The sequence below is a fragment of the Halorubrum sp. 2020YC2 genome, assembly GCF_018623055.1.
Lineage (GTDB): Archaea > Halobacteriota > Halobacteria > Halobacteriales > Haloferacaceae > Halorubrum.
The window spans coordinates 1,240,971-1,262,547 of sequence record NZ_CP076019.1; the positions used below are offsets into that span (position 1 = coordinate 1,240,971).

A 21,577-nucleotide genomic window follows, 5' to 3' on the forward strand; every position below is an offset into this window, starting at 1 on the left:
GGCGGCGGGCGAGGCGGTTGGCGAGGCGACGGGGCGGCGGGCGAGAGCCGCGGGCGCTCAGCGAAGCTCCTTGAACCGCGCGCCGCACTCCGGACAGATGCGGACCGAGAACACCTCGTCGGGATCGTTCTCCTTTTTCAACACCTGCTCGCAGTCGGCGCAGTTGAGCCGCTCGTAGGTGTCCTTCATCAGGTCGCCGTCGCGGAGCCCCTTGCGCGTGGATTTCATACCCCGGGGTTCGGGGTCGGGGCGGATAAAAACCCCGTACGACGCCGGTCTGACGCAGCGGGCGAAACCGACGGTAGACGCGGCGACGCGTTCGGACTCCGCGGCGGCCCGCTTTCGCAACGCTTGTGTCCCGGCGCGCGGAACGGCCGCCGTGTCACGGACTCGGCTGTTCGGATCGCTTTGCGCCTTGGTCTTCCTCGTCAACTTCGCGCGCGTGGTGTTCGCCCCCCTCGTGGGCGAGTTCATCGACGCGTTCGGGATCCGCGAGGGGACCGCCGGGCTCATCGTCACGCTCGCGTGGCTCGGCTCCGCGGCCCCGCGGCTCCCCGCGGGCTGGGCGCTCACGCGGTTCACGCGCCGCGGCGTGATCCTCGTCTCCGGCGCGATGCTGACCGCGGGGGCGCTGGGCGTCGCGCTGGCGCCGAACGTGCTGGCGCTGATGGTCGCCGCCTTCGCGATAGGGCTGGCCTCGGGCGTCTACTTCGTGGCCGCGAACCCGTTCATCGCGGAGCTGTTCCCGCAGCGCGTCGGGCGGGTGATGGGCGTCCACGGCATGGCCAGCCAGCTCTCCGCGGTCATCGCCGCGCCCGCGGTCACCGTCGCGCTGTGGTACGACTGGCGGTACGCCTTCTACGCGCTCGCGGTCGCCGCGGCCGCCAGCACACTCCTGTTCGTCGCGCTCGCGAGGCGGACCGACCTCCCGGACGCCGGCGCGGGCGACACCGACTTCCTCGCGGCCGCCCGCGGCGAATGGAAGCTGATCGCCGCCGGCGTGGTGCTGATGGGCCTCACGAGCTTCGTCTGGCAGGGCCTGTTCAACTTCTACGAGCTGTACATGATCGACAAGGGGCTGCCGCGTTCGACCGCCCGGAACCTGCTGACGGTGATCTTCGCCGCCGGGGTGCCCGCCTTCCTCGTGTCCGGCGACCTCGCGGACCGGCTGCCCCACGTCCCGTACCTGCTCGGCATCGTGACGGCGTTCATCGGGGGCGTCGTCCTCGTCGTGGTCTCGGAGGGGCTGGCGGCGGTGATCGCCGCGAGCGTCGTCGTCGGCTTCGCCATCCACATGCTGTTCCCGGCCGGCGACACGTACCTGCTGGCGTCGCTGCCGGACGAGTCGCGCGCGTCGGCGTACGCGATGTTCTCCGCGGGGATGATGTCCACGCAGGCGGCCGGCTCGTGGGTCGTGGGCGAGGCTATCGAGGCGGGAGCGACGTACGACGCCGTCTTCCTCGCGCTCGCGGGCGGGTTGGCGGTCCTCGTCGCCGCGTACGCGGCCCTGTACCGGCTCGGGCGCGTCCCCGGGGGCGCCGCGGGCGCCGCGGGCGCGGCGTGAGGTGTCATCGGCCCGGTGGTGTCGCGGCGACGGCCGGCGCGGCCCGCGGCCGGAGACCGGCACGGGTCGGCGGTACCGCACCTGTTTTGGGCGTCGCTCCCGTGTAATCGGTAAATGGAGTACGTTCAGGAACGCGTGACAACCCTCCACGCGTTGACCGACGACCGGCCCGACGCCCCGACGGACCGCGCGGCGGTCGTCGTGCCGATGACCGAGCGCGAGTACGGGACGCTCGCGGCCGAGCGCGTGCTTTCGACGCTGGAGACCGTCGACCCGGCCCGGGTGATCGTCCCGCTGCGGGCCTCGGCCGACCGCGCCGGGCCGTTCGCGGACTGGCTCGACGGGTTCGACCTCGACGTCGAGACGCTCTGGTGTGACGGCCCGCGGCTCGCGTCGCTGTTGGAGGCGCGCGGCCTCGACGGCGAGCGCGGCAAGGGGCGCGACGTGTGGCTCGCCTTGGGCCGCGCGCTCGACGAGGAGTTCGTCGTCGTCCACGACGCCGACACGAAGACCTACTCGCCGGCGTTCGTGAACCGGCTGCTGTTCCCGCTCGGGCGCGGGTACTCGTTCTCGAAGGGGTACTACGCCCGCGTCGAGGACGGCTCGCTGTACGGGCGGCTGTTCCGGCTGTTCTTCCGACCGCTCGTCCGGGCGCTCGGGGACGCGGCCCCCGGTCGCGAGCCCGACGTGCTCGCGTATCTCTCCGCGTTCCGCTACGCGCTCGCCGGCGAGTTCGCGGCGACGAGCGACCTCGTCTCCCGGCTCCGGGTCCAGCGCGGCTGGGGCCTGGAGGTCGGGACGCTGGGCGAGGCGTTCGGCCACGCCGGCTTCGCGGACAGCGCGCAGGTCGACCTCGGCCGGTACGAGCACGACCACCGCTCCGTCGAGGGACCGACCGGCCTCGCGGACATGAGCCGGGCGGTCGGTGAGGCGACGCTGCGCGCGGTCGAGGACGCCGGCGTCGAGGTCGACTACGACGGCCTCCCGGGACGCTATCGCGAGGCCGCGGAGACGCTAGTCGACGGCTACGCCGCGGACGCCGCGTTCAACGGCCTCTCGTACGACGCCGGCGACGAGCGCTCGCAGGTGGCGACGTACGCCGAGTCGCTCGCCCGGCCCGGCCCGGACACCCGCCTGCCGGCGTGGGGGAACGCCCCCGTCGAACCGGAAGAGGTCCGCGAGGCCGCGCGCGACGACCTCGCCGGGGTCCGCGACGGCGGCGCGGTCGGCGGGGGAGCGGTCGGCGGATCGGTGGCCGAGGAGGGACAGACGGAGCCGGCGCCGGGGGAGGACTGAGATGGCGGACGAGGGGGGGCCGAGCGTCGCCGCGCGCGACGACCTCGCGGGCGTCGTCGACCTGTTCGGCTGGCTCACGCGCGCGGAGCTCTCGCGAGCGCTCTCGGAGTTGGCCTTCAAGCGTCGCGCCGAGGTCGACGGGGACGCCATCGACGCCGCCATCGACCTCGCGGTCGCGGAGTACGCGCTCGTGCCGGCCCCGGAAGCGGCGCTCTCGGGCGGTACGGGGGCGGACGACGACGAGGCGGACGACGCCGACGGCACCGCGTCGGCGGCGACCGCCCTCGCGGTCGGGCCGGCCGCGTTCCCGACGCTCCCGGAGGGGGCGGAGGACCTCCCGCACATCCTCGACGTGCCGGACCGCGGGGTCGACCGCGAGGCGCTCGCGGACGCGGTGCTCGACCGGCTCCGCGAGGAGGCGGTGGCGGCAATAGACGAGGGCGACGCCGAGCGGCTGGAGGCGCTCGCGGACGTGACCTACGACGTGGAGGCGTGGGCGCCGGTCGACGTCGACCCGGTCCGGACGCGGATCCTCGCGGAAGCGGACGGAGACGCCTGAGCGGCGGAAAATACCGGTTCGCGCGGTCGAAGGAAGGAAACGGTTTCGGCCTTCGACCGGATTCTCACGGTCGAAACATCCGATTACGTCTTTCCCTCGCTCCGGTTCCGAGCCGGGGATGTGATGAACGACGGGAACATCTTCGGTCGACGCGCGACGTCCAGACGCGGATTCCTCGCTGGGGCGGCGGCGCTCGGAACCGTCGGCGTGGCGGGGTGCGGCGCTCCGCGGGCCGAGGGCGACGGCGGCGCGGACAACGCCGTCGGGGGCGGGTCAGACGACGGCGATTCGGCCGAACAGGTCGACGACTGGGCCGGGAGCGACTCGACGGCAGTCGAGACGGACCACCCGTTCACGTCGCCGCGGACGACGGTCGACCTCGACGAGCGGGACGGCCAGATCACGGTGTCCACGACGCCGTGCCGCCACCGGCTCCTGGGCGAGGAGACGAGCGGCGGCCCCTGGGAGCTGCCGGAGGTCTGGGCGTGGCAGACGCCGGACACGGACCCCAGTATTCCGGGACCGCTGCTCCGGGTGACCGAGGGCACGGAGCTCGAGATCACCTACGACAACACGGAGCACAACCGACCGCACACGTTCCACGTCCACGGGCTCAGCAAGGACTGGATGGACGACGGCGTCCCGACGACGACAGGCCAGCAGGTCGCGCCGGGCGAGGAGTACACCTACGAGATCAGCGCGAACCAGCCGGGGACGCACCTGTACCACTGTCACTACCAGACGCAGAACCACCTCGACATGGGGATGTACGGCATTCTCCGCGTCGATCCGGAGGGGTACGAGGCCCCCGACAAGGAGGCGTTCATGACGATCAAAGACTGGGACAGCCGGCTGTCGGCCTCGACGGCGGGGGGCGACGTCGAGTTCAGCCACCGCGACCGCAACCCCGACGTGTTCACGGTCAACGGGCGGTGCGCGCCGTACACGTTCCACCCCGAGGAGGGGTCTCCCCTGATCGTCGAGGAGGGCGACACCGTGCGGATCCACTACGTCAACGCTGGCTACGAGTCGCACGCGATGCACACGCACAACCACGGCTTCACCATCGTCGAGAAGGACGGTGGCGTCATCCCCGAGGCCGCTCGGCACCGCGAGGACGTGATCCCCATCGCGCCCGCCGAGCGCAAGACGATTGAGTTCACCGCCGGCGCCGACCCCGGCGTCTACGCGCTCCACTGCCACAAGGTGAACCACGCGATGAACGGCGAGAGCTACCCGGGCGGCATGATCGGCGGGATGGTCTACGAGAGCGTGATGGACTCCGAGCAGTTCGCCTCCGTGATGCAGATGGCCGGCTACGAGGGGTGAGCGCTCGGCCCGAGTTCCGTCCCCCGCTCGGTCCGGGGGCTCTCCGCACCCGGATCAGCCCGAGAACTCGGACTCGCTCACGCGGACGGTCACGGTCTCGTCTACGTCCCGGAGGTCGTACTCCGGCGTCTCGCCCTGTCGTCGCCTGACGAAGAGGGGTTCGACCGGCCGGCCGTCGACGAGCCCGAACACCTTCAGGCGCTGGTCGGTCTCCTCGGGCGGCACGTCGCCGTCGCGGACCTCGCGGGCGAGGTCCCGGGAGAGCCACTCGTCGGTCGCGATTGAGGGCTCCAAGACGAGCGCCTCCTCGACGAAGCGGACGAGGTACCAGTTGAGGTCGTTACACAGCGAGACCGCGGCGCCGAGGCTCACGGTGTCGACGGCGACGCTGTTCTCGAAGGGCTCCTCTATCGCGTAGGTGGCGAGCGCGTCGCGAGCCGTCTCGCGGGAGAGCAGCTCGTAGGAGAGCTCCACGTCGGGGTCGCCGAGGAGACACACCCGCGTCATGGGCGCACTTCGGACCGGCCGGCGCAAATCCGTTGCGGTCGTCGGGCGGGCGGTTCCGGTCCCGAGCGATCGGTCGACCGGCTCAGAACGTCGAGACGTCGCCCTCGATGACGCTGCGGGTCACGTCCGTCACGTCCGCGAGTTCGCGGTCGACGATGTCTAAGACCTCCGCCTCGATGTCGTTCAGCGCCACGCCCTCCTCGGTGACGATCTGCGCGTCCGCGACGTGCGGCTCGTCGATCGGACGGCCGATCTGCGAGAGCAGGCGGACCTGAAGGTCGCGGATGCCGTCGACCTCGCTCGTGACGGACTCGGCCACGCGGGTCGAGAGGAGGTTGTAGATCTTCCCGATGTGGTTGACCGGGTTCTTCCCGGAGGTCGCCTCCATCGACATCGGGCGGTTCGGGGTGATGAGCCCGTTCGCGCGGTTGCCGCGACCGACCGAGCCGTCGTCGCCCTGCTCGGCGGAGGTGCCGGTGACGGTGAGGTAGACGGACCCCTCGTCGTAGTCGTCGGCGGTGTTGACGTCGACGTGGACCTCGCGGTCGGTGTACTCCCGCGCGAGGTCGTCGACGTACTCGCGGACGCTCTCGACCGCGTCGTCGTACTCGTCGAGGCCGTCGACGTAGGCGTCGACCATCGCGGCGGCGACGGTGATGTCGATCCGGTCGCCCTCGCGTTTGCCCATGATCTTCACGTCGGGACCGAGTTCGGGATGCTCGTCGTGGTAGGTCGTGTTGAGCGCGCGCTCGGCCTCGTGGACGATCGTCTCCGTCTCCGTGAGCGGAGCGTGGCCGACGCCGTAGGAGGTGTCGTTGGCCATCGGGACCTGCTGGGTCTCCTCCCCGAAGACGTCCTGGAGGTCGCCGGAGCCCTCGCCGAGCCTGGCGTCGACGACGACGTCGGTGCCGTACTCCAGCTCCGGGATCGCCTCGTCGAGGTAGTCGCGGGCGGCCGCGAGCGCGGTCGAGTCGACCGGGAGCTGCTCGCCGTCGTACTCCTTCGTGGCGCGGCCGACGATGAGGATGTAGATGGGTTCGACGACCTCGCCGCCGCCGAACGCGGGGGCGGCGCGGCCGGCGACCAGCTGCGTCTCGTCGGTGTTGTAGTGGAGCACCTTGCCGACGCGGTCCAGGTAGAGCTGCGAGAGCGCCCGCGAGACCGACTCCGCGACGCCGTCGCAGATAGAGTCGGGGTGACCGATCCCCTTTCGCTCGACGATTTCGACCTCTTGGTCCTCGACCGCCTGCCGGTCGAGGCGGCTGACCTGTATGTTCCGGTCCATTGTCGCCGGATACTCCGCGGGCGACGGTATAACTTGCGGAAACTCTCCGACGATGCCGAATTACCTCTAGTAATATACGGAGCGACTCCGCGAGACGCCGGAGCGCCGGCGGCACTCCCCGTCGCACAAGCGCTCGTTTGTGTCTCGCCAACGGCTTTCCCTTCCCCGTGAGACGCGTCCCTATGGACGGACTCACACCCTCCCGCCGGCGGCTCCTCGCCGGCGCGCTCGCGGGGGGTATCGGCGCCGCGGCGGGCTGTCTCGGAACCGGCAGCGACGGCGACGCGGACGACGGCGACGGGGCGGAACTCCGGCTCTCGCTCTCGCGGGTCGACGGGACGCTGCGCGACCGCTACGTTCGCGACCCCGACGACCCGCCCGAGGGCTGGGACGGGTCGGCGCTCGACGCCGCGCTGGCTGGCGAGTCGTACACGACGCAGGGCCGCAAGCCGTTCTTCGCGGCCCCCGACGACCCGGCGTACGTCCTCGACGAGGGGACCTACCGCGAACTCGGCTCCGTCGTCGTCGACGAGGTCCGCGAGACGTATCCGGTCCTCCGGCTCTTCGAGACCGACGGCGACGTCGAGTCCGCGGTCGACGGCAGCAAGGACGGGAGCCTCCCCGAGGCCGACCAGCGCGCGGTCCGGATCGCGTACTTCGCCGCGCGGGCTCGCGGGGACGAAGGGGGGTATCCCGTCGGCCTGGTCCAGCGCGGCGGCTACGCCTACCGGACCGACCCGGCCCGCGACGACAGCGCGCTGCTCGACGACGACGGTCCCGACCGCGTCAGCTACCGGGACACCGCGTATCGGGTCGAAATCGAGCGCGAGCGGTTCCACGAGGCCGTCTACCGACCGGCCGCGACGGCGGTCGCAGAGCGCCCCGAGCGGATGGAGGCGATCCTCCGGGCGAGGTTCGTCGGCCCGAGAATCGAGCGGGGCGACCTCTCCGCGGAGGCCAGACGGATCGTCGAGCAGGCGGACATGGAAGAGTACGCCGAGACGCACCCGTACTCCGACGCCTACGTCGAACTGCTCCGCGCGATGGACGCGCGCCCGTACATCGACGGGAACGTCCGAAAGGACGCCGGCGCCAGCGAGACCGAAGAGGAGATGATCCGGTACGGCGAGGAGTACTACGAGCGCTACCTCCGGGTCGTGGACGGAGCGGACGACTGAGGGGCGGCGGTTCCGGGCCGGCTCAGCGGACCGCCTCGTACGCCTCGGCCATCACGTCGAGGGCCTCGCGCAGCTGTGCCTCGTCGGTCGCGTACGAGATCCGCGCGTGGCCGCCCCCGCCCTCGCCGAACGCCTCGCCGGGGACGACGACCACGCCGCGGTCGAGGCACTCGTCGACGAACCCCTCGGGCACCCGCGGCATCGCGTAGAAGGCGCCCTGCGGCGTCGGACAGTCGATACCGATCTCGTCGAAGCCGTCCAGGAGGATGTCGCGCCGTCGCTCGAAGGAGGCGGTCATCTCGTCGACGACGCCGCGGTCGCCTCGGAGGGCGGCCTCGGCGGCGTACTGGGCCGGCGCCGAGGCGCACGCCTGCGCGTACTGGTGGACGCGCAGCATGCGCTCGACGCGCTCCGCGGCGCCGTACACCCACCCGAGCCGCCAGCCGGTCATCGAGAACAGCTTCGAGGCGGAGTTGACGACGACGACGTTGTCCGTCTCGGCGAACTCCATCGGGGAGCGGTGCTCGCCGTCGAAGACGGTGTACTCGTACACCTCGTCGGAGACGCAGAGCACGTCGTGCTCGTCCGCGATGCGGGCGAACTCGCGCACGTCCGCCTCGGAGGAGACCGCGCCCGTCGGGTTGCCGGGAGAGTTGACGACGAACGCCGCGGTGTCGTCGGTGATCGCGTCCTCGATCGCCGCCGGGTCGATCGTGAGGTCGTCGCGGAGCGGCACGGGGACCGGCTCGCCGCCGGTCAGCTTCGTCAGCGCGTCGTAGGAGACGAACCCCGGGTCGGGGATCAGCACCTCGCCGCCGGCGTCGACGTGCGCTTCGAGGGCGATGTGGAGCGCCTCGCTGCCGCCCGCGGTGGCGATCACGTTCCCGGGTCGAGGTCGATCCCCTGGTCCGCGCGGTGTTTCTCGGCTATCGCCTCGCGGAGATCCGGCGTGCCCTTGTTCTCGGTGTAGGCGTCCGCCTTCCCCGACTCGATGGCGTCGACCGCCGCCCGCCGGGCGTGCTCGGGCGTCGGGAAGTCGGGCTGGCCCAGCCCGAGGTTGATCGCGTCGTCGCCGGCCGCCTCGAACACCTCGCGGATCCCGCTTATCGAGATCCGCTCGACCCGTTCGGAGAACGTCGTCATGTTCGACGGAGGGCGCCGCCGAGAGTTAGTTCTTGTCACGTCGGGCCGACGGCCGCTCCGGATCTCCCGGTCGGAGCCGGGGAGCTACCACCGACGCCGCTCCCAGACCGGCCGACGGCCGTCGCGGCCGGCGTCGTGGCGGAGCCGGCCGTCGGCGTCGGTCGGCAGCGCGAACCGCCCTTCGAGGACGCTCGGCACCTCCTCGGGCCGCGCGCGCAACAGCGCGTCGTCGACCGCGCGGAGCCGGAGCATCGGTCGCCCCGGTCCCATCGGGACCTTGATCGACTCGATCAGCTCCCGCTCGACGAGCGCTCGGCGGTCCCGCGTGAACTCCTGTGCCGGCGCGATGCCGACGCCGTCGGTCCCGACCCACGTCCGGAGGTCACGGAAGAGATGGTCGTGTCGCGCCGCGAGCGAGACGAGGAGCGTCCGGTCCGAGAGCTCGGCGGTTCGCCCGAACTCGCCGGGGGCGAGCGACGCCAGCACGGCCGCCACGTCGTTTGCGAAGCGGTCGTCGAGGACCTCCCGCGCCGCGGCGAGCAGTCGGCGCCGCGAGGGCATCCCGACCGGCTCGGTCGTCGCCGCGGCGAACCGCGCCGCCGCGGCGGCGCGGGCGCCGTCGGCCGGCTTCGAATCAGGACTCGTCGTCGCGAGCGTCCGGTCCCCGCGCGGGCCGACGACCGCGTCGGCGCGGTCGGGGCTCGCGAACAGCGTGCCGCCCGTCCCGTGGCCGTGCGGTTCGCCGGTCCGGACCCGGACCGCGCCCGTCTCGACCGCCTCGGCGGCCGCGGTGCCGAGGACAAGCGCGCGGGAGAGCGCGTCGACGACGCCGGGGCGACACGCGACCCGCCACGCCGGTCCCGACGACCGCTCGCGAGCAGCGAGGACCGCCGGCAGCAGCCGGGTCGAGACGCCGACCGCGACGACCTCCGACCGACCCGACAGCGCCGTCTCGACCGCCTCGGCAAGCGGGTCGTCGGGTCTGGGCAGGACGTCGGAGACCTCGGACCCGTCACCGAAGTCGTCGCTCGCGGAGTCCGAGTCGGTCGTCGCGTCGTCGGTCACACAGTCGGTGACAGCCGCGAGCCGAAAGAGCGTTGCGCCGGCGTCAGGGCGCCCGCGCGAACACGAGGTAGCCCGTGTGGCCCACGCCGGCGGTGGAGGGGCGGGAGCCGCGGTCGGAGAAGTCCATCTCGCGCTGGATCGTTTCGAGCGTCTCGACCTCGGAGAAGCCCGCGTCGCGGGCCGCGAGGGCCGCCTCCCGAGTCCCCTCGACGAACGGGGAGTACACCGCGAGGCGGCCGCCGGGCGCGAGCAGTTCGTCGGCGCGCTCGACGACGGCCGGGGCGTCGCCCGTGTCGAGCGTGAGCGCGTCGAACGGCTCGCCGTCCGCGAGGGCGTCCAGCTCCTCGGTGAGGTCGCCGGTCCGGACCTCGACCCGGTCTGCGACGCCCGCGGTCTCCATGTTGTCGCGGGCGACCTCGGCGAACTCGGGGTCGACCTCGTAAGAGGTCACGTCGGCCCCGGCCCGACCGAGGTACGCGGTGAGGATCCCCGTCCCGGTGCCGGCGTCGAGGACGCGGTCGCCGCCGGACGCGCCGGTGTGGCCCATCACCAGCCCCACGTCGCGGGGCATCATCGGCGCGCCGGTGCGTTCGAGGTGGTTGAACAGGTCGGGACCGCGGAGCGCGCGGACCTCGAAGACGGTGCCGAGGTGCGTCTCGACCTCGTCGCCGGCCGCGACGTCCCCGGGGACCTCGAGCACGCCGAGGTCGGTGCCGAACTCCTCGCCCGGCTCCAGTAAGTACTCGCGGTCGTCGTGGACGAGCAGGTACGCGGCGTCCGTCACTGCAGGTCCGAGATCGCCCGGGCCGGCTCGCCGTTGGCCGCCTCCAAGGCCTCGCGGGCGGCCTCCTTCGAGACGCCGGCCTGCTGGGCGACGAGCTTGACGTCCTCCTCCGGGATGCCGCCGTCGTCCGCGTCTTCGGCGCCGTCGAGCGCCGGGTCGTCCGCGTCGCCGCCCTCAACCGCGGTCGCGCCGCTAGCGCCCGCGTCGGCCACCGAGTCGGGCGAGCCGACGATCTGGTAGGTCTCCTGCCCTTGAGCGTCCATCTTGGTGACTTGGGCGCCGTCGAAGACGAGGTCGTCGCCGTCGGCCGTCTCGATGACGACCCGCTCGGCGTCGAGCTCCTCGACGTCGATCCCCATCTGCTTCATCATCTGCTTCATTTTCCGCGGATTCATGCCGCCTCCTCCGAACATGGCCCTCGGTTCGGGCGGACGACACAAAAAGGGTGTCGACACGGCGCGAGGAGCCGGAGAACCCGACCGAGACGACTGGGTTGATACGTGTCGCGCGCGAGGCGGGGATATGTACCTCGCGGACCACACTTGGCCGGAGCTGGGCGACGCGCTGTCGGACGGTTCCGTCGCGCTCGTCCCGCTCGGCTCGACCGAACAGCACGGCCCGCACCTCCCGCTGGCGACCGACCATCTGATCGCGGAGGGGCTCGCGACCGCGGCCGCGGACCGCTCGGACGCGTTCCGGACGCCGACGATAAACGTCGGCGTCAGCCCGCACCACCGGCAGTTCCCGGGGACTATGTGGGTCGATCCGCCCGAGTTCCGCGACTACGTCGAGTCGTTCTCGCGGAACCTCGCGTACCACGGGATCGACCGCGTGGTGTTCGTCAACGCCCACGGCGGCAACGTCCAGCACCTCCGGGAGGTCGGCCGCCGGCTCCACGAGGACGAGGTCGCCTACGCCGTCGAGTGGATGTGGGACGAGTCGATCCCGGAGCTGGTCGACGACCTGTTCGAGCGCAACGGCCCGCACGCCGGCCCGAAGGAGACGGCGATGATCACCCACCTCGCGCCCGACCTCGTCCGCGAGGACCGGCTCGAAGACGCTCGCGACGGCGGCCTCGTCGACCTCGACGACGCCGACACGATGGTCCACGGCGCCCGGACGTTCTACGACGCGGTCGACAACTCTCCCAACGGGGCCTTCGGTGACCCGACCGACGTGACGCCGGCGAAGGCCGAGCGCCTGTTCGAGGCGGCCGCGGACCAGCTCGTCCAGTTAGCGGAGTGGATCGGCGACAGAGACGAGGGCGAGCTGTTCCCGGAACCGCGGGTGGAGCGAGAGGCGGCGACCCGCTAACCGTCGGCGGCGTCCGATTCGAGTCCCTCTCCGAGGGCCTCGCTCAGCGCCGCGTCGGCCTCCTCGCGTCGGTCGTCTAAGACCGCGAACCGCTCGTCGCGGCGGCGTTCGAGCCAGCGCAGCAGCCGGGCGGCCCAGTCGAGCTTGCGCGCCTTCATCGGGTCCACGTCGGGGTCGTCGAACTCCCAGCCCGGGAAGACGAGTTCGCCGGCCCCGACGTGGTCCGCGAGGAACGCTGCGCGGTCGCCGTCGGTGAACCCGCCGGCGTTCCGGACCGGCCCGACGGGGGCGGCCTGCGTCGTCGCCAGCGTCCACTCGTCCGCGAAGCGCGGGAGCCACTCGCGGACCGCGGGGAGGTTGTCGCCGTGGGCGTGGGCGGCGACGGGGACGCCCTCGCGGGTCAGTTCGACCGCCGTCTCCGGGTTCTTGTCGAGGTCGGTCACCATGCAGTCGACGGCGACGCCGCGGTCCGCGAGGACGTCGACCGCGGTTGAGGCCGCGACGACGACGTCGGCGTCGCGGGCGAGCGCGACGTCGTCCGCGAGGCATGGGGCCGCGCCCGCGACGGCGACGGTCCGGGCCTCCCAGTCTCCGAGGCGGTCGAGCGGGAACGGCGTCGCGAGGTCGGCGGCGGCGTCGCGGGCGCGCTCGTCGGCCGCGCGTTCGAAGCCGAAGTCCGCGAGGATCGCCTCGTAGGCCGGTTCGAAGGTCGCGAAGTTCACGGTGGAGTCACGCTCCGGGAGCCGGTCGCGCTCGCGGCGGGACGGCGCCGCCGCTCGTCGGTTTCGATATGGTATGGACCGGAGTGGCACAGAGTACCCCTACCCGCGTGCCCCTCCGGCGTCCGTTCGATCGGTTGTCTACACGAGGGCATAAACTTTCTCTTAATTCACGTTCCGGTCGATACCGTCGAGAGCGGCGTCGAGCGGCTCCGAGGCCCCGGAAACCGCATCTCTGACCGCCGAAACGGCCGACGACGTCCCGATCAGGAGTCCGCGTCGGTCGCCGTCGGTCCCGCTGCCGTCGGTCGCGGAGGCGGACGCCTCGGTCGGCTCGCGGCCCGGGTCGCCCAGCGCGAACGCGGCGCCGGGAGCGTCGCCGCCGACGGTCGCGGCGCGGAGCGCGCCGACGGCGGGGTCGTCGAGGCCGGAGAGCTCGTAGGTGCGGACCACCGCGCTGTCCGCGGCGTCGCGGTCGCCCCGCGTCGCCCCCGTCGCGCCGATCCGGTCGAGGTGGCGCGCGGCCTCGCGGACCGTCGTCACGTCGAGTTCCTCGACGGCGACGGCGCCGGAGTCGCCGGAGCGGTACCGGTCGCGAGCGAACTGGGCGCCGACCAAGGCGGCGTCTCTGGTCTCGGCCACGTCGTGGGTGCGGATCACGTGGGCGCCGCGCTCGACCGCCATCGACGTGGCGGCCAGCGAGACCGGGAGCGCCTCCTCGGTCGAGCGCCCGGCGATGGTCCTGAGGAAGCTCTTGCGGTTGATCGAGACGAGCAGGGGGCGGCCGTACCCCCGGAACTCCCGGAGGCGGTGGAACGTCTCGCGGTCGTCCTCGTGGGTCTTCGCCTCGGACCAGCCGCCGAACGCGGGGTCGAGGATGGTCTTGTCGGTGAAGCCGTTCATCGACAGCGCCTCGTAGATGTCGTCCACGGCTTCGATCGCACCCGGCCGCTCTAAATCGGGCGGCGAGGCCATCTTCGAGACGGCGACGTCGTGTTCTCGGCAGACCCGGGGCATCTCGGGGTCCGCGAACCCGCAGATGTCGTTGACCATGTCGAAGCCGCGCGAGAGCGCCTCGTCCGCGACCTCGTGGTAGCGGGTCTCGATCGACCAGACGGCGTCGCCCGAGGTCGATTCGAGCGTCTCGACCGCGGTGTCGAGCCGCGCTAACTCCTGCTCGGCGGAGAGCACGTCGAGGTCCTTGTTGGCCGATTCGAGACCAACGTCGACGATGTCGGCGCCCTCACCGATCAGTTCCTCGTCGACGTAGGCGGCGGCCTCGCCGGGGTCGTCGTACACGCTGGGGTCGTACGGCGACTCCTCGGAGACGTTGAGTACGCCCATGATCCGGGGCGGGTGGTCGTCGCCGATCCCCATCCCTGCGGCGTCCACGTTTCGCATACGATCAGCACGGGCGCGAGCGACATAAACGGGGCGAGTACCCGACGCGCTCGCCGGGGAACCGACCACGCGATCGCTTATAAATGGTCGGCGGTGCGGCGGCGCGTGCCGGTGAGCGCCGCACCGCGGCGCGAACCGCACGCGCGAGGGAGTCAGTCGCCGGAGCGAAGCGACGGCGACTGACGAGGCTGGGGAGGCGTGAGGTGCGGTTGCGGTGCTGTGTGGGGCGGGACTCAAAGGGGCAGCCGGGAGGCGGGCGCAGGCGACGTAAGCACCGCAGGGAGGGAGCGAGTGAAACGAGCGACCGACCGAGGAGCGCAACGAGCGTGCGCCCGCCTCCCGGCTGGGGCTTTGGAGGTGTCCGCCGTGCTCCGGAACAGCTATTTATAAACAAGCGCACGGCGCTCCGAGCGCTATTTATAAATCGAAGCGCAACGAGTCACCGACCGCGACGCCGTGGCGGTCGGTCCACTCGTAGGGGAGTTCCAACACGTACTGACCGGAGCCGTCGTACCCCTGTTCCTCGCCGTCCTCGTTCGGTCCCGGCTCGGGCGCGTTGTGGATCCGGGTGATCTCCCGGTCGGCGTCGACGTAGACGATGTCGATGCCGAAGCTCATCCGGCGCATCACGTAGGTGAGCGAGTCCTGTGGCGCGTCATACACGAACAGCATTCCGCCGTCTTCCGGGAGCGCCTCGGCGTCGCTGAGGCCGAGAACGCGCTTGTCGTCGCCGTCCGCGATCGCCGCGGTCACCGAGCCGCGAGTCTCTCCCTCGGGACTCTCGACGGTCACGGTCGCCGTCTCGTAGTCGGCGTACGTTCCGGTGGGCCACTCGGTGTCGGTCTCGTCGTTCCCCTCCCCGTCATCCGGACTCCGGTTGTCGACCGAACCGTTCCCGTCGCCTCCGTCGCCGTCGCTATCCCCGAGACAGCCCGCGGCGGCGCCGGCAGTCGCGGCCGCGGTCAGTCCGAGGAGTCGCCGCCGTCTCATGACTGCGACCAAGGGGGCCGAGGGTATAAGCGGCCGCGTCGGCGCCGCGGTCCCGCGCCGCTCGCCGGCACCGGCGTTCGGCGCTCGCGTCCGCCCTCGCGCCGGGAAGGACGCGCTTTTATCGCCGCCGGAGCGTAGCGTGCGACATGGCGAAAGTGAGCATCGGCCTCCGCGGGTGGCGCTTCGAGGAGGACGAGATATTCACCGACGACGAGGAGCTGAAACCCCTCGACGAGATCCCCGAGGACCCGCGAGAGCGGCTCCTCCGGCTCGTCAGCCTCGTCGAGGAGCCCTGCGACGTCTGTTACCTCGAGTACGGCGACGAGGAGATCCACCGCTGCCGGGAGGCCGAGATCGTGTACGGGGAGCCGGACGGCGAGGTGCTGCTCTGCCCCGAACACGAGTCAGACCTGCTCTACTGGTTCCGCGAGGCGGGCGGCAGCGACCACACGGGCTCGGTCGAGTTCGCCGACCGCTTCCACGAGTGGGTCGCCGCCGGCAACGAGGCGCCCGAGGGGTACGGCTCCGTCGAGCACGTCGAGGAGGACCCCGACGGTCTGCCGGACCTGCCCGACCAGCAGGAGGTCCAAGAGCGGCTCGAAGAGGGGTTCGAGGGCGAGCGGATCGACATCTTGGAGCTCGCCGGCGAAGAGCGGACCGAGGAGGAGGAACTGACCGACGAGGAGGTCGTCGAGGCCGACCTCGACCTCTCGACGGAGTACCCGTCGGACCGATGAGCGGCGACGAGGCGGGCGAAGGGAACGCGATCGACGAGGGAGTCGACGACGCCGGGACCGACGACGACGAGACGGCCGACGACGCCGGAGCCCGGCGGAAGCCGGTCGTCGTCGTCGTCGAGCCGGAGACGCCGGGCAACGTCGGCACCATCGCCCGCGCGATGAAGAACTTCGGGCTCTCCGACCTCAAGCTCGTGAACCCGCCGCCGATCGAGGAGGACGGCGAGGCGTACGGCTTCGCCGGCCACGCCCGCGAGGACGTGCTCCCGAACGCCGAGGAGGTGACCTTCGACGAGGTCGTCGCGAACTACCACACCGTCGGTACCACCGCGATCACCGGCGAGGACGACCGCAGCCACGAGCGCTTCCCGTTCAAGACGCCCGCCGAACTCCGCGAGTCGCTGAAGGCGGTCGACGCGCCCACCGCGATCGTCTTCGGCCGCGAGGGGCGCGGCCTCAACAACGAGGAGCTCTCCCGGCTCGACGAGGTGTGCTCGATCCCGGCCGACGACGACTACCCCGTCTTGAACCTCGGGCAGGCCGCGACGGTCCTCCTCTACGAGCTCCGCGACCTCACCGTCGACGAGACCCAGCTCCCCGACACCGAGGTCACGCGCGCCCCCGAGCCCGACGTGGAGCGCTTCCACGAGTTCTTCGACGAGTTCCTCGCGGCGACCGGCCAGCGCGACCACGTCCGCGGGAAGAACGCCCTGCTGATGCGCCGGCTGCTCGGGCGCGCGCACCCGACAGAACGCGAGATTCACTCGCTGCTCGGCACGTTCCGCAAGGCGAACGCCAAGCTGGAGCACGCCGACCACCTCGCGGCGAAGTACGACGAGCCGCCGTATCCCGCGGAGCGGTAGCCGTGCGGGACCCCCTCGTCGACGAGGACCTCCTGGCGGGCGTCCGCGACGTCTCGCCGCTAATGCTCGGTATCGCGCCGTTCGCGCTCGTCGCCGGCATCGCCGCCGTCGACGCCGGGCTCGGCCTCGCGGAGGCGGTCGGGATGTCCGTGATCGTGTTCGCGGGCGCCTCTCAGCTCGCGGCCCTGGAGCTGCTCGGCGAGAACGCCCCCCTCGCGGTCGTCGTCGGCACGGCCGCGGTGATCAACCTCCGAATGCTGATGTACTCGGCGTCCATCGCGCCGCACTTCGCGGAGTACGGCCGCCGGCTCCGCGCGGGGCTGGCGTACCTCCTCACCGACCAGGCGTACGCGCTCTCCGTCGCGGAGTTCGACGAGAACCCCGACCGCAGCCGGTGGCGCTACTACCTCGGTGCGGCCGCGTCGCTGTGGATCGTCTGGCAGATCGGCACGGTCGCCGGCGTCGTCCTCGGTGCCGGCGTCCCCGACGCGTGGGGGCTCACCTTCGCGGTGCCGCTCGTGTTCCTCGCGCTCCTCGTCCCCGCGATGAAGGACCGACCGACGACCGTCGCGGGCGCGGCGGGCGGCGCGGTCGCGGTCGCGGCGGGCGGGCTCCCGCTCAACCTCGGGCTGCTCGTCGGCGCGCTGTGCGGGGTCGCGGCCGGGCTGCTGACGGAGGTGACGGCGTCGTGACGGTCGCAGTCGAGAGGGACGCGGTCGACGCGGAGGTGACGACGCCGTGACGGGCGCGCTCGGCGGCCTCGTCGCCTCCCCGCGCGCCTGGGTCGCGATCCTCGCCATCGGCGCGATCACCTACGGGATCCGGCTCTCCTTCATCCACCTGTTCGGGCGGATCGACGGGGTGCCGACGCGCGTCCAGCGACCGCTCCGGTACGTCCCGCCGGCGGTGCTCGCGGCGCTCGTCCTCCCCGATCTCGTGACGCTGCGCCCGTCGGTCCCGGCGACGCTGCTCGACGAGCGGCTGATCGCGGGCCTCGTCGCCGGCGCGGTCGCGTGGCGGACGGAGAACGTGTTCGCGACCATCGCGACCGGGATGGGGGCGCTGTGGCTGTTCCGGTTCGTCGTGTTCGCGTGAGCGGCGCGCTTTCGGCGTCGAGTCAGTCGAGTCGGTCCGGACGCCGCCTCGCGACCGCGAAGACGACGACGCCGACGAGGGCGACGGCAAGCGCGCGCTCGACCGTTACTGGCCCGCGGACCGACGGGACCGCGTACGACGCGACCGCGACGGCGACGACCGCGTAGCCGACGGCGGCGACGCCGAGCAGCGCGGGTCGAGCGCGCGCCGAGTTCCAGAGGCGGAGCCACGTCGCGGCCGCAGCCGCGGCACCGACGAGGACTCCGACCGGCAGTCCGACGAGCGCGGAGAACTCGATCGTCGCCGCGAGGAGTTCGGTGACGGCGGCGGCCGCGAGGAGGAACGCGGTCACGCCGACGCCGAGCGTCGCGACGAGTCGCCAGTTCATACCCGTCCGGTCGCGGCGAGCGGGCTTAAATAGTCACGACGGACCCCGCGGGAACGGCCCAGCGACCGGGTCGGGGAAACGCTTACTTATGAATAATAACAAATTATGAATAATGAGCAAGTCAGAAAAATCGGACGAATCTGAAAGGGCCGTCGTGGCGGTGACCAAACACGGGCAGGCGACGATCCCGAAGCGGTTCCGCGAGAAACTCGGGGTCGAGGCGCCCGGGAAAGTACAGTTCCGAGAGACGGCCGACGGTGAGGTGATAGTCGAGCGCGTTCGGTCACCGAGCGAAATGCGTGGGTTCGCCGCTCGGAACGAGGCGTCTACCGACGACCCCGCGACCGAGGTCCTTCGAGAGAAGCGGGCCCGAGACCGGGCGGAACGCGAGCGGAAGCGAGAGGAGCGCGAGACCGACCGCTCGGCGGAAGAGCGATGACGGTTCCGGACCGCGTCGTCTTCGACGCCGAGCCGCTGATCGCGCACGCCGACGACGAACCCGGGAGCGCCGCGGTCGAAGAGTACCTCGACGCCGTGGCGGCTGGAGGCGCGAGAGGGTACCTCAGCCGGGTGAACCGCACAGAAGTCAGATACGCGATCGCGCGGAAGTACGATCGCGACACCGCCGACGAGTACCTCGGCTGGCTCACCGCGCTCGGCGTCGAATCCGTCGACGTCGAGGAGACGTGGTTCGAGGCGTCGGAACACGTGCTCGCGCATAATCCGGCGCTCGGTGACGCCTTCGCGCTGGCGACCGCGGACCGCGCCGGAGCGACCCTACTGGTCGGCGGCGACGACGATTACGACGCCGTGGAGAGCGTTCCGATCGAGCGGTTCCGCGACGGGAGCGCGTAGTCTCGCCTACCGCTCGCGTTCGGTCACGCGCTCCGAGGAGCGCTCGCGCGTCTCGGAGGCCTCGCGGTCGACGGGGCGGTCGAACCGGGCGTCGCCTTCGACCTCGCGCTCGCGCGCGTCGGCCAGACGTTGCGCGCCGTCCGCGAGCGCGTCGAGCGCGGCGAACAGTCGGTACGAGAGGTACGGGCCGACCGAGAGCGTGAGGACGACGATCACGCCGAACAGGATCTGCCCGATAATCACGAGCGAGTACACGAACACGAGGAGACTCAGGGCCGCGAGGACGGCGCCGATCGGCGTGCGGAGGGCCTCGGAGGGCGAGAGCGGGTCGTGCGCCATGCGCGGCGCTACCGGCGGGAATCACTTAAAAATAAACGGACCGTGCGGACGGACCGCGAACGCGGGACGGACCGCGTTCGCGACGGCGACCGTCCTCAGTCGTCGGCCGGGGCCGCGGAGTCGCCGGCGGAGACGCCGGTGCCGGGACCGACGTCGATGCCGAGTTCGTCGAGCTTCTCGTCGGGAACGACGCCGTCGACCCAGTCGCGGGTCTCGTAGTACTCGGCCTTTAGCTGGTCGAGTTCGACGAGTTCGCCCTCGCTGGCGCCCGTGCCGGGGATGGCGTCCGGGTGCCCCTCGATGAACCGGTTCGGCAGCGTGTCGTCCGCGCCGTCGAAGCCGACGAGGTTGTTGTAGTAGCGTTCGAGGTTGTACACGCGCTCGCCGGCCTCGAAGAGGTCGTCCTCCGAGAGGTCGCGGCCGGTCATGCCGTTGTACTGGAGCACGTACTCCTCGATCCCCTCCGCGAACGCGCTGAACTTACAGATGTCGAACGAGTCCGACACCGCGTGAAGGTCCTGGAAGGTGGCGGTGAGTTCGCCTTTGCCCTCCCACTCGTACGGGTCGACCTTCTCCGGGATCCCGAGGATCTCGGCGGCCGGCGTGTAGCCGCGCAGGTGGCAGGCGCCGCGGTTGGAGGTCGCGTACGCGATCCCCATGCCCTTCATGCAGCGCGGGTCGTAGGCGGCCATCGTCTGGCCCTTGACCGAGAGCTTGTTGCCGTGCGCGCCCTTCGCGTCCGCGACGCGCTCGGGACCCTCCGCGAGGAGGTCGCCCAGATCCGACGAGCGGTGACCGATCTCGTCGATGAGGTCGATCATCGTCTCCGAGTCGCCCCAGTCGAGGTGGCCCACGCCGTCGAGTTTGCCCTCCTCGCTCATCTCCATCGCCATTGCCATCATGTTGCCGGCCTCGATGGTGTCGATGCCGAGGTCGTTGCACCGCTGGAGCATTACGGCGATCTCGTCGCGGTCGGAGTGGCCCGAGTTCGGGCCGAGCGCCCACGCGGACTCGTACTCGTACGACTCCGTGCGGACGTTCATGTCCTCGCCCTTGTGGGTGACGTTGACCTCGACCTCCTTCTTACACGCGACCGGACAGGAGTGACAGGTCGGCTCGTCGACGAGGATGTTCTCGCGGACGTTCTCGCCGGAGACGCGCTCCGCCTGCATGTCGACGCCCTCGGTCTCGCCGTACTCCTCCGTCGACGTGTACTTCGCGTTCTTGGTCGGGAGCCCGTCCATCTCCTCGGTCGCGTTCATCAGGACGTTCGTCCCGTACATCGAGAGGCCGCCCTCGTTTGGCGCGGTCACGTCGGACTCGCGGATGACCTCCATCGCCTGCTGGTAGCCCTCCTGGAACGTCTCCGGATCGGCGGGCGCGGGCATGTCGGTGCCCGACTTCACGACGACCGCCTTCACGTTCTTCGCGCCCATCACGGCGCCGGTGCCGCCGCGGCCCGAGGCGCGGTCGTCCTCGTTGATCACGCAGCCGTAGCGGACCTGGTTCTCGCCGCCCTGACCGATCGCCATCACGGAGACGTTGCGGCCGACCTTCCCGTCGACCTCCTCGCCGATCTGGTCGATCGTGTCGTGGACGCCCTGCCCCCAGAGGTGGGAGGCGTCGCGTACCTCGACGTCGCCGTCCTCGACGAACAGGTAGACCGGCTCGTCGCTCTCGCCGTCGAGCAGGACCCCGTCCAGCCCGGCCCACTTGAGCCGCGCGCCGGACCAGCCGCCGTGGTGCGAGTCGGTGACGGTCCCCGTCAGCGGGGACTTTGTCACGAGGGCGATCCGACCGCTCATCACGGTCTGGGTGCCCGTGAGCGGGCCGGTCATGAACGCCAGTCGGTTCTCCGGACCGAGCGGGTCCACGTCGGGACCCTTATCGAAGACGTACTTGACCCCCAGTCCGCGCGCGCCGATGTACTTCTCCGCGTCCTCGTCGTCGATTCCGCGGTAGCTGACCTCGCCGTCACCGAGATCGACCTGTGCCACTCGGTCTCTGTAGCCGCCCATTTCAGTCATGTAATGCTCGTTCGTTATGTTAGGACTCCGCACAAATATTCCTTCACACCCCGAAGTAACGTGAAACAGTTACCTGTGACCCCATCGCCGCCCGATAGAAAATCATATCCGCTGACACCTCGCGCGCCGCCTCGTCGTC

Annotated in this window: 24 protein-coding genes and 1 pseudogene; 12 read left to right on the forward strand and 13 right to left on the reverse strand. The window is 71.2% G+C overall.

The annotated features are described in order from the left end of the window. Positions 1-57: 57 nt before the first annotated feature. Positions 58-228 (reverse strand): HVO_0758 family zinc finger protein, encoded by a 171-nt coding sequence (locus tag KI388_RS06090; protein WP_004595617.1) that lies wholly within the window; start codon positions 226-228, stop codon positions 58-60. Between the two features lie 151 nt (positions 229-379). Between KI388_RS06090 and KI388_RS06095 the strand changes: the two genes are divergently transcribed. From KI388_RS06095 to KI388_RS06110, 4 genes are all read left to right on the forward strand, one after another. Further along, on the forward strand, positions 380-1,564 hold the full coding sequence (locus KI388_RS06095) for an MFS transporter (RefSeq protein ID WP_215088462.1): 1,185 nt from the start codon (positions 380-382) through the stop codon (positions 1,562-1,564). Between the two features lie 114 nt (positions 1,565-1,678). Continuing rightward, positions 1,679-2,860: a glycosyl transferase family 2 gene (locus tag KI388_RS06100; RefSeq protein ID WP_215088463.1), complete on the forward strand. Its 1,182-nt coding sequence runs from the start codon at positions 1,679-1,681 to the stop codon at positions 2,858-2,860. 1 nt (position 2,861) lies between these two features. Beyond that, complete coding sequence (locus KI388_RS06105; RefSeq protein ID WP_215088464.1) at positions 2,862-3,419, forward strand: hypothetical protein; 558 nt, start codon at positions 2,862-2,864, stop codon at positions 3,417-3,419. 123 nt (positions 3,420-3,542) lie between these two features. Continuing rightward, a complete protein-coding gene (locus KI388_RS06110) occupies positions 3,543-4,748 on the forward strand; it encodes a multicopper oxidase domain-containing protein (RefSeq protein WP_215088465.1) in 1,206 nt (401 codons plus the stop codon). Between the two features lie 54 nt (positions 4,749-4,802). On the opposite strand, the gene KI388_RS06115 is transcribed toward KI388_RS06110, so the two are convergent. Continuing rightward, positions 4,803-5,255 (reverse strand): DUF5804 family protein, encoded by a 453-nt coding sequence (locus tag KI388_RS06115; RefSeq protein WP_215088466.1) that lies wholly within the window; start codon positions 5,253-5,255, stop codon positions 4,803-4,805. 82 nt (positions 5,256-5,337) lie between these two features. Continuing rightward, a complete protein-coding gene (locus KI388_RS06120) occupies positions 5,338-6,540 on the reverse strand; it encodes a methionine adenosyltransferase (RefSeq protein WP_215088467.1) in 1,203 nt (400 codons plus the stop codon). 182 nt (positions 6,541-6,722) lie between these two features. On the opposite strand from KI388_RS06120, the gene KI388_RS06125 reads away from it, so the two are divergent. Next, positions 6,723-7,718 (forward strand): hypothetical protein, encoded by a 996-nt coding sequence (locus KI388_RS06125; protein ID WP_215088468.1) that lies wholly within the window; start codon positions 6,723-6,725, stop codon positions 7,716-7,718. Positions 7,719-7,740: 22 nt separating this feature from the next. On the opposite strand, the pseudogene KI388_RS06130 reads toward KI388_RS06125, so the two are convergent. From KI388_RS06130 to KI388_RS06145, 4 genes and pseudogenes are all read right to left on the reverse strand, one after another. Continuing rightward, a pseudogene (locus KI388_RS06130) lies at positions 7,741-8,861 on the reverse strand (aminotransferase class I/II-fold pyridoxal phosphate-dependent enzyme). Between the two features lie 84 nt (positions 8,862-8,945). Next, a complete protein-coding gene (locus KI388_RS06135) occupies positions 8,946-9,926 on the reverse strand; it encodes a DUF5821 family protein (RefSeq protein WP_215088469.1) in 981 nt (326 codons plus the stop codon). 43 nt (positions 9,927-9,969) lie between these two features. Beyond that, positions 9,970-10,710, reverse strand: a complete 741-nt coding sequence (locus KI388_RS06140) for a tRNA (adenine-N1)-methyltransferase (protein WP_215088470.1) — start codon at positions 10,708-10,710, stop codon at positions 9,970-9,972. Continuing rightward, a complete protein-coding gene (locus tag KI388_RS06145; protein WP_215088471.1) occupies positions 10,707-11,123 on the reverse strand; it encodes a nascent polypeptide-associated complex protein in 417 nt (138 codons plus the stop codon). Before KI388_RS06145 ends, KI388_RS06140 begins: the two co-directional genes overlap by 4 nt. Before the next feature lie 109 nt (positions 11,124-11,232). Here KI388_RS06145 and KI388_RS06150 point away from each other — a divergent pair, with 109 nt between their 5' ends. Next, positions 11,233-12,024, forward strand: a complete 792-nt coding sequence (locus KI388_RS06150) for a creatininase family protein (protein WP_215088472.1) — start codon at positions 11,233-11,235, stop codon at positions 12,022-12,024. Here the strand turns inward: KI388_RS06150 and KI388_RS06155 are convergent. The 3 genes from KI388_RS06155 to KI388_RS06165 all read right to left on the reverse strand — a co-directional run bounded on the left by KI388_RS06155 (position 12,021) and on the right by KI388_RS06165 (position 15,134). After that, a complete protein-coding gene (locus tag KI388_RS06155; RefSeq protein ID WP_215088473.1) occupies positions 12,021-12,746 on the reverse strand; it encodes a 6-hydroxymethylpterin diphosphokinase MptE-like protein in 726 nt (241 codons plus the stop codon). The genes KI388_RS06150 and KI388_RS06155 overlap by 4 nt on opposite strands. A 162-nt stretch (positions 12,747-12,908) precedes the next feature. Continuing rightward, a complete protein-coding gene (locus KI388_RS06160; protein WP_215088474.1) occupies positions 12,909-14,144 on the reverse strand; it encodes a dihydropteroate synthase in 1,236 nt (411 codons plus the stop codon). A gap of 417 nt (positions 14,145-14,561) precedes the next feature. Next, positions 14,562-15,134 carry a DUF192 domain-containing protein gene (locus KI388_RS06165; protein WP_215088475.1) on the reverse strand — a complete coding sequence of 191 codons (573 nt, stop codon included), beginning with the start codon at positions 15,132-15,134 and terminating at the stop codon, positions 14,562-14,564. Positions 15,135-15,280: 146 nt separating this feature from the next. Between KI388_RS06165 and KI388_RS06170 the strand changes: the two genes are divergently transcribed. From KI388_RS06170 to KI388_RS06185, 4 genes are read left to right on the forward strand one after another with little or no spacing between them, the layout of a single operon-like run. Then, positions 15,281-15,871 (forward strand): hypothetical protein, encoded by a 591-nt coding sequence (locus KI388_RS06170; protein WP_215088476.1) that lies wholly within the window; start codon positions 15,281-15,283, stop codon positions 15,869-15,871. After that, positions 15,868-16,734: an RNA methyltransferase gene (locus KI388_RS06175; protein WP_215088477.1), complete on the forward strand. Its 867-nt coding sequence runs from the start codon at positions 15,868-15,870 to the stop codon at positions 16,732-16,734. The genes KI388_RS06170 and KI388_RS06175 overlap by 4 nt, the downstream gene beginning before the upstream one ends. A 2-nt stretch (positions 16,735-16,736) precedes the next feature. Then, positions 16,737-17,426 (forward strand): AzlC family ABC transporter permease, encoded by a 690-nt coding sequence (locus tag KI388_RS06180; protein WP_215088478.1) that lies wholly within the window; start codon positions 16,737-16,739, stop codon positions 17,424-17,426. Between the two features lie 46 nt (positions 17,427-17,472). Beyond that, positions 17,473-17,829 carry an AzlD domain-containing protein gene (locus KI388_RS06185; RefSeq protein ID WP_215088479.1) on the forward strand — a complete coding sequence of 119 codons (357 nt, stop codon included), beginning with the start codon at positions 17,473-17,475 and terminating at the stop codon, positions 17,827-17,829. Between the two features lie 22 nt (positions 17,830-17,851). On the opposite strand, the gene KI388_RS06190 is transcribed toward KI388_RS06185, so the two are convergent. Continuing rightward, complete coding sequence (locus KI388_RS06190; protein WP_215088480.1) at positions 17,852-18,217, reverse strand: hypothetical protein; 366 nt, start codon at positions 18,215-18,217, stop codon at positions 17,852-17,854. Positions 18,218-18,329: 112 nt separating this feature from the next. Here KI388_RS06190 and KI388_RS06195 point away from each other — a divergent pair, with 112 nt between their 5' ends. Both KI388_RS06195 and KI388_RS06200 read left to right on the forward strand, forming a co-directional pair. Further along, positions 18,330-18,656 carry an AbrB/MazE/SpoVT family DNA-binding domain-containing protein gene (locus KI388_RS06195; protein ID WP_215088481.1) on the forward strand — a complete coding sequence of 109 codons (327 nt, stop codon included), beginning with the start codon at positions 18,330-18,332 and terminating at the stop codon, positions 18,654-18,656. Continuing rightward, the gene (locus tag KI388_RS06200; RefSeq protein WP_215088482.1) at positions 18,653-19,072 is read left to right on the forward strand and encodes a PIN domain-containing protein; all 420 of its coding nucleotides are present in this window, start codon (positions 18,653-18,655) and stop codon (positions 19,070-19,072) included. The genes KI388_RS06195 and KI388_RS06200 overlap by 4 nt, the downstream gene beginning before the upstream one ends. Positions 19,073-19,078: 6 nt before the next feature. Here the strand turns inward: KI388_RS06200 and KI388_RS06205 are convergent, their stop codons facing one another. Both KI388_RS06205 and KI388_RS06210 read right to left on the reverse strand, forming a co-directional pair. Continuing rightward, the gene (locus KI388_RS06205; protein WP_215088483.1) at positions 19,079-19,411 is read right to left on the reverse strand and encodes a hypothetical protein; all 333 of its coding nucleotides are present in this window, start codon (positions 19,409-19,411) and stop codon (positions 19,079-19,081) included. 95 nt (positions 19,412-19,506) lie between these two features. Further along, entirely contained in the window at positions 19,507-21,438 is a 1,932-nt protein-coding gene (locus tag KI388_RS06210; protein ID WP_215088484.1) for an aldehyde ferredoxin oxidoreductase family protein, read from the reverse strand. Between the last annotated feature and the right edge of the window lie 139 nt (positions 21,439-21,577).

Bases quoted from the DNA above. Each gene is read 5' to 3' on its own strand.
- KI388_RS06205 (WP_215088483.1), bottom strand. From the start codon at position 19,411: ATGGCGCACGACCCGCTCTCGCCCTCCGAGGCCCTCCGCACGCCGATC.
- KI388_RS06200 (WP_215088482.1), top strand. From the start codon at position 18,653: ATGACGGTTCCGGACCGCGTCGTCTTCGACGCCGAGCCGCTGATCGCG.
- KI388_RS06195 (WP_215088481.1), top strand. From the start codon at position 18,330: ATGAGCAAGTCAGAAAAATCGGACGAATCTGAAAGGGCCGTCGTGGCG.
- KI388_RS06165 (WP_215088475.1), bottom strand. From the start codon at position 15,134: ATGAGACGGCGGCGACTCCTCGGACTGACCGCGGCCGCGACTGCCGGC.
- KI388_RS06150 (WP_215088472.1), top strand. From the start codon at position 11,233: ATGTACCTCGCGGACCACACTTGGCCGGAGCTGGGCGACGCGCTGTCG.
- KI388_RS06115 (WP_215088466.1), bottom strand. From the start codon at position 5,255: ATGACGCGGGTGTGTCTCCTCGGCGACCCCGACGTGGAGCTCTCCTAC.
- KI388_RS06125 (WP_215088468.1), top strand. From the start codon at position 6,723: ATGGACGGACTCACACCCTCCCGCCGGCGGCTCCTCGCCGGCGCGCTC.
- KI388_RS06190 (WP_215088480.1), bottom strand. From the start codon at position 18,217: ATGAACTGGCGACTCGTCGCGACGCTCGGCGTCGGCGTGACCGCGTTC.
- KI388_RS06145 (WP_215088471.1), bottom strand. From the start codon at position 11,123: ATGTTCGGAGGAGGCGGCATGAATCCGCGGAAAATGAAGCAGATGATG.
- KI388_RS06175 (WP_215088477.1), top strand. From the start codon at position 15,868: ATGAGCGGCGACGAGGCGGGCGAAGGGAACGCGATCGACGAGGGAGTC.
- KI388_RS06100 (WP_215088463.1), top strand. From the start codon at position 1,679: ATGGAGTACGTTCAGGAACGCGTGACAACCCTCCACGCGTTGACCGAC.
- KI388_RS06120 (WP_215088467.1), bottom strand. From the start codon at position 6,540: ATGGACCGGAACATACAGGTCAGCCGCCTCGACCGGCAGGCGGTCGAG.
- KI388_RS06105 (WP_215088464.1), top strand. From the start codon at position 2,862: ATGGCGGACGAGGGGGGGCCGAGCGTCGCCGCGCGCGACGACCTCGCG.
- KI388_RS06110 (WP_215088465.1), top strand. From the start codon at position 3,543: ATGAACGACGGGAACATCTTCGGTCGACGCGCGACGTCCAGACGCGGA.
- KI388_RS06160 (WP_215088474.1), bottom strand. From the start codon at position 14,144: ATGCGAAACGTGGACGCCGCAGGGATGGGGATCGGCGACGACCACCCG.
- KI388_RS06170 (WP_215088476.1), top strand. From the start codon at position 15,281: ATGGCGAAAGTGAGCATCGGCCTCCGCGGGTGGCGCTTCGAGGAGGAC.
- KI388_RS06090 (WP_004595617.1), bottom strand. From the start codon at position 228: ATGAAATCCACGCGCAAGGGGCTCCGCGACGGCGACCTGATGAAGGAC.
- KI388_RS06210 (WP_215088484.1), bottom strand. From the start codon at position 21,438: ATGACTGAAATGGGCGGCTACAGAGACCGAGTGGCACAGGTCGATCTC.